Annotated in this window: 4 protein-coding genes; 3 read left to right on the top strand and 1 reads right to left on the bottom strand. The window is 66.3% G+C overall.

From position 1 onward, the window contains the following. The coding region (locus tag ACRDPS_RS19560) for a DNA gyrase/topoisomerase IV subunit A (RefSeq protein WP_431503330.1) at positions 1 to 1,887 on the bottom strand (1,887 nt) is incomplete at its 3' end. Between the two features lie 166 nt (positions 1,888 to 2,053). Here ACRDPS_RS19560 and ACRDPS_RS19555 point away from each other — a divergent pair. From ACRDPS_RS19555 to ACRDPS_RS19545, 3 genes are all read left to right on the top strand, one after another. Beyond that, a complete protein-coding gene (locus tag ACRDPS_RS19555; protein WP_431503329.1) occupies positions 2,054 to 2,281 on the top strand; it encodes a type II toxin-antitoxin system VapB family antitoxin in 228 nt (75 codons plus the stop codon). A gap of 119 nt (positions 2,282 to 2,400) precedes the next feature. Then, the gene (locus tag ACRDPS_RS19550; protein WP_431503328.1) at positions 2,401 to 2,679 is read left to right on the top strand and encodes a type II toxin-antitoxin system VapB family antitoxin; all 279 of its coding nucleotides are present in this window, start codon (positions 2,401 to 2,403) and stop codon (positions 2,677 to 2,679) included. Then, positions 2,661 to 3,049 (top strand): PIN domain-containing protein (locus ACRDPS_RS19545; protein ID WP_431503327.1); only part of this gene is annotated, 389 nt, incomplete at its 3' end. The genes ACRDPS_RS19550 and ACRDPS_RS19545, both read left to right, overlap by 19 nt.

The raw sequence follows: 3,049 nt of genomic DNA, 5'->3' as shown, positions 1-3,049 counted from the left end.
GACACCGAGCTTGGTGCCGAGCGCGATCCCGGGGCCCTCGGTGGCCAGCGTCGTCAGCGCGAGCGCCTTCTCGTTGGACTCCAGGGAGAGCAGCGCGGAGAGCGGCAGCCCACCGGACAGGTTCGGGTCGCCCGCGGTCGGCGGCATCGCCGGCAGGTCGAGAACACCGAGACGTACGAGGCGTCCCTGGGAGGTGAGCACGCCGATCTGGCCACGCACGGTCGCGGGGACCATCGAGGCGATCGCGTCATGGTTGGCGCGCGCGGAGCCGGTCTGGAACGGCTCCGCGTCCGAGGAGCGCGCCAGCAGCCCGGTCGAGGAGAGCAGCGCGAAGCACGGGTCGTCGGCGACCTCGAGGTTCATCGCCTCCAGTGCGGGGGTGCCGGCGGAGGCGAGCAGGACGGTGCGGCGCGGCGTACCGAACGTCTTGGCCACCTCGCCCAGCTCGTCGGAGACGACCTTGCGGAGCAGGTCGTCGTCGTTGAGGATCGAGTCGAGGTACTCGATCGTCGCGCGCAGGTCGTCGCGCTCCTTCTCCAGCTCGATCTTGGAGAACTTGGTGAGCCGGCGCAGCGCCATGTCGAGGATGTACTCCGCCTGGGCCTGGCTCAGGTCGAAGACGGACATCAGCCGTTCCTTGGCCTCCCCGGCGTTCTCGGAGGAGCGGATCAGCTGGATGACCTCGTCGATGTCGAGGATCGCGATCAGGAGCCCGTCGACCAGGTGCAGTCGGTCGGCGGCCTTGTCGCGACGGAACTGGCTGCGGCGGCGTACGACCTCGTAGCGGTGCCCCAGGAAGACCTCGAGCAGCTCCTTGAGGCCGAGCGTACGCGGCTGGCCGTCGACGAGCGCGACGTTGTTGATGCCGAAGGAGTCCTCGAGCGGGGTCATCTTGTAGAGCTGCTCGAGGACGGCCTCGGGGACGAAGCCGTTCTTGATCTCGATCACCAGCCGGGTGCCGTGCTCGCGGTCGGTGAGGTCCTTGAGGTCGGCGATGCCCTGGATCTTCTTGGACTGCACCAGCACCTTGACGCGCTCGATGATCTTCTCGGTGCCGATGTTGAAGGGCAGCTCGGTGATCACGATGCCCTTGCGGCGGCCGAACGGCTCGATCCGCGTGGTGGCGCGGATCTTGAAGGAGCCTCGCCCCGTCTCGTACGCATCCTTGATCCCGTCCAGCCCGACGATGGTGCCGCCGGTGGGGAGGTCGGGTCCGGGGATGAACTTCATCAGCGTGTCGAGCTCGGCGCCGGGGTGCTTGATCAGGTGGCGCGCGGCGGAGATGACCTCGACCAGGTTGTGCGGGGCCATGTTGGTCGCCATACCGACCGCGATGCCGGTGGCACCGTTGACCAGCAGGTTGGGGATCGCGGCGGGGAGCACGCTCGGCTCCAGCTCGCGCGAGTCGTAGTTGGGCCGGAAGTCGACGGTGTCTTCCTTGATGTCATCGGTCATCGCCTGCGCTGCCGGGCCCATCCGGGCCTCGGTGTAACGCATCGCGGCCGCCGGGTCGTCGCCGCCGGGGGAGCCGAAGTTGCCGTGGCCGTCGATCATCGGCAGCCGCATCGCCCAGTGCTGTGCCATCCGGACCAGGGCGTCATAGATGGCGCCGTCGCCGTGCGGGTGCAGCTTTCCCATCACCTCACCGACGATGCGCGCACACTTCACGTGACCGCGGTCAGGGCGTACGCCCATGTCGTTCATCGTGTAGAGGATCCGGCGCTGCACGGGCTTGAGACCGTCGCGGGCGTCGGGCAGCGCCCGCGAGTAGATGACGGAGTAGGAGTACTCCAGGAATGAGGACCGCATCTCGTCGCCGATGTCGGTGTCGAGGATGTGCTCCTCGAAGTCGTCGGGGACGTCCTGCTTCGTCTTGCCACGTGCCATAAGGGGCATTGTCTCGAATCCATGTGCGAGTGCGACATCGGGCTCGCCGGTTAGACCGAAGTCGGGACAGTCGTCCCCTTCCAAATGCCGCCTCCCGGCGTACATTGGCTGTGTAGACCAGTACGTTTCGGAGTCACCGGTTCAACTCATATGGAGGTGCTTGAAGATGGCTGTCACCCAGATCGAGATCGACACCGAGCTGCTCGCGGAGGTCCAGCGGATCTCCGGTGCCACCACGCCCCAGGAGGCGGTCGAGTTCGCCGTACGTGAGCTCGTCCTGCGCAACCATGAGGGCGAAGCTCCCAAGCATGCCCAGAAGCTGGCCCGGACCTGGGACTACGACGGCTGGCGGGTGCTCAACGAGCGCGACCGTTCCAACGCTGTGCGCCACTGACGGCGACTGCTGCGCCCAACTTCCCCACGCCAGGGGAGGTCGCCCAGGCGCCGGTGCGTGGGGAACCTCCCTTCGTGTGGGGAACCGCCATCGAGACTGGGCGGTTACCTTGGCGATGTATGCTTCATGGCAACATCGTCAACATGGAGGTGGTTGGGATGGCGATCACCCAGATCGACCTCGACGACGAGGCGCTCGCTGAGGTCATGCGTGTCGCGCAGCTTCGTACGAAGAAGGATGCGGTCAACTACGCCCTGCGTGAGGTCGCCGCCCGGCAGCGACGTTCCAAGCTGCGCGAGCGTGTCCACGAGTGGTCCAAGGAATGGGACTACGAGGGCTGGTCGGATTATCGCGACGCCGAGAAAGATGCGCGGAGTCGATGGCAGTCGCGTTCCTAGCCGATTCCTCTGCGTTGTGGCGTATCGAACGCGAGCCGTCTGTCGGGGCCCTCTGGTCAGATTCGATTGACACGGGCGAGGTCGGCTCGTGCGCGGGCCAGCGCAGCGAGTTCATGCGGTCGGCGCAGAGCCCGCGACACTACGACCAGATGGCGCTCATGTTCAGCGGCTTGTACCCGGACGTCCCGCATCCGAAGGGGATGTGGCGCTGGATCGAGGGGCTGCAGAACCGGCTGGTCACGGTCAGCGCGCACCGCGCCCTCTCCGTAGTCGATCTGATGATCTGCGCAACCGCTTCCTACCACCGCTTGACGGTCGTTCATGACGACAACGACTTCGCCACTGCCGCACAGCATGCAGTCGACCTCGA

The sequence above is a fragment of the Nocardioides sp. genome (assembly GCF_050699375.1).
Taxonomy (GTDB): Bacteria; Actinomycetota; Actinomycetes; order Propionibacteriales; family Nocardioidaceae; genus Nocardioides.
This window is presented reverse-complemented; position numbering and strand designations above follow the sequence as displayed.

Excerpts from the sequence above, each read along its gene's own strand:
- ACRDPS_RS19555 (WP_431503329.1), top strand. The coding sequence starts at position 2,054 with ATGGCTGTCACCCAGATCGAGATCGACACCGAGCTGCTCGCGGAGGTC.
- ACRDPS_RS19550 (WP_431503328.1), top strand. The coding sequence starts at position 2,401 with ATGCTTCATGGCAACATCGTCAACATGGAGGTGGTTGGGATGGCGATC.